We start from the raw sequence: 1,897 nt of genomic DNA on the forward strand, positions 1-1,897 counted from the left end.
ATTTATCTAATTCATCAAAGAATGAAAACTCCGTTTTTTGTAACATGTTTTTCATTAATTGGTTTTCTCGTTTCAGATGTTTTAGTTCTACTTGTTGGCTTACAGTACTTACTAGCAGAATTAAGATGATTCCTGCTGAAATAATATTGGTAATCATTATTCCCTTCCTTTGCATTGTTAATATTCGATAATATCGTTCCTATATTGCAGAATGCTTTTCCAATATTTTGAAAGATGGTTCCTACCGTCTCAGCTACTGTTTTAACAAAAATATCTACTAATTCAATTGCTTGTTCTGCAGAAACTCCATATTCACTCTCAAAATTTGCTTTCGCTGCATTCAGCTCTTGCTTCTTTAGTTTTGCTACTCTGCGGCGTCTGTTGTTCATTCTAATTCCTCCATAATAAATTAAAAATTTGATACTTTTTTGGTATACTTTTATTAAAAAGGAGATGGTAATATGTCAGATGAAAAAGGTTCCCTTATTAATATCGAACTTATTCCTAAAGAATTGATTGTCAATACTTTAGGACCTGCAACAAAATCTATTGGCGAGGGTCTTGGGGGTATAGTTAACTACGTAATGGGTCCTCTTCGGAGACTTAATGTAACAAGCGAAAAATCCTATCAAGATTTTGTCAATAAACTCAATACTAAAACTGAAAGTATACCTGATGAAAATCGCGATACATCAAAATTTGGACTTGCTCTTAAAACAATGGAAGATTCACGATACCAAATCGAAGAAGAAGATATGCGTGAGTATTTTGCTAACTTATTAGCCGGTTTAATTGATAATCGAAAAAATTCAAATGCTTCCCCAAGGTTTTCAACTATTCTTTCAGAATTAACTACCACAGATGCTGATTTATTATCTAAAATTTATTTAAACCCTGTGCATCCTACAGTTTCTCTCAGAGTAGAAAAAATGGATGGCAAAGGAATCACGCATGTTAATGATTTGATTCTATTCGATCCTTTAAATCCCGATAGCGCAAACCCTACTATAGAAACGCTTCAATCGTATGGTTTAATTGAAATTAGACAACAGATTGGACTTGCAAATGAAAAAAGCATTGATATTTACAACCAATTTGAAAGTTCATATTTTTATAAATCAATTACAGAATCAATGAAAGAAACATATAAACAAGATCCATTTTTTAAAAATGCTGAGTTTAATATTAGATGTATACGAGGTTCGATAAAAATTACTACATTGGGACAACAATTTTGCTCAATGATTTTTTCTAATGAGGATGAGTAACTTTTTATCTACTCTATCCTCTATTTTTTTGAGTTCCTTAGTTAGTTCGCTTGTATACCATCTATAAAAAATTACATTTGTAATGACCATAACAATAAGTGTAATTAATAAATTCATATTATTCCTCCTTCATAACGTACTCACTTTTCCGCCTTCTAAACGGATGAGATTATTATCGTTATCGATATTTACATTTCTGACTGCTTGACTTTCTCCCCGCTTATATCCGACATCTTGAAAACTGCGTTCGTAATACTCCACAGTTGATACAATGATTTCTGCTTCTGGATTTAATTGTAAAATTGGTATTAGTTCTTTTGCTTTCATTCAATCCGCCTCCAACAATTCTGGATTCTCATAGATATTTCCGATGACACGTACATAGGGTTTTAGCCTAGCTAGTAATAAACTACCTGCGCACCACGTTAAATCATGCTTTTCCCATCCGATTTCATAGTTTCCATTAATCTCCATTCCTACGCCCATATCGCCTTTTTTCTTCTGGAAAGGATGATTTTCAATTGCTACTATATCCCCTTCAAAAATCTCCACACCATTCTTATCTTTCAGTCCTGTGGATTGCATGAGGACATATTTATCTGGAGACATTTCAGCATGAGTGATCAACC

At 32.9% G+C, this 1,897-nt stretch carries 4 protein-coding genes; 1 reads left to right on the plus strand and 3 read right to left on the minus strand.

The features are described from left to right. Positions 1 to 14: 14 nt before the first annotated feature. Entirely contained in the window at positions 15 to 389 is a 375-nt protein-coding gene (locus EVI01_RS14305; protein ID WP_010720124.1) for a hypothetical protein, read from the minus strand. Positions 390 to 461: 72 nt separating this feature from the next. On the opposite strand from EVI01_RS14305, the gene EVI01_RS13355 reads away from it, so the two are divergent. Continuing rightward, on the plus strand, positions 462 to 1,268 hold the full coding sequence (locus tag EVI01_RS13355; protein ID WP_010751836.1) for a DUF4393 domain-containing protein: 807 nt from the start codon (positions 462 to 464) through the stop codon (positions 1,266 to 1,268). A gap of 129 nt (positions 1,269 to 1,397) precedes the next feature. On the opposite strand, the gene EVI01_RS13360 is transcribed toward EVI01_RS13355, so the two are convergent. Next, positions 1,398 to 1,595 carry a hypothetical protein gene (locus EVI01_RS13360; RefSeq protein WP_010720126.1) on the minus strand — a complete coding sequence of 66 codons (198 nt, stop codon included), beginning with the start codon at positions 1,593 to 1,595 and terminating at the stop codon, positions 1,398 to 1,400. Then, the coding region (locus EVI01_RS13365) for a YopX family phage-derived protein (RefSeq protein WP_261766408.1) at positions 1,596 to 1,897 on the minus strand (302 nt) is incomplete at its 5' end. It abuts the gene before it with no gap.

This window comes from Enterococcus villorum, from assembly GCF_007990225.1.
GTDB classification, from domain to species: Bacteria; Bacillota; Bacilli; order Lactobacillales; family Enterococcaceae; genus Enterococcus_B; species Enterococcus_B villorum.

What these genes read in the sequence shown, in the direction of transcription:
- EVI01_RS14305 (WP_010720124.1), bottom strand. Translation starts at nt 389, where the DNA reads ATGAACAACAGACGCCGCAGAGTAGCAAAACTAAAGAAGCAAGAGCTG.
- EVI01_RS13355 (WP_010751836.1), top strand. Translation starts at nt 462, where the DNA reads ATGTCAGATGAAAAAGGTTCCCTTATTAATATCGAACTTATTCCTAAA.
- EVI01_RS13360 (WP_010720126.1), bottom strand. Translation starts at nt 1,595, where the DNA reads ATGAAAGCAAAAGAACTAATACCAATTTTACAATTAAATCCAGAAGCA.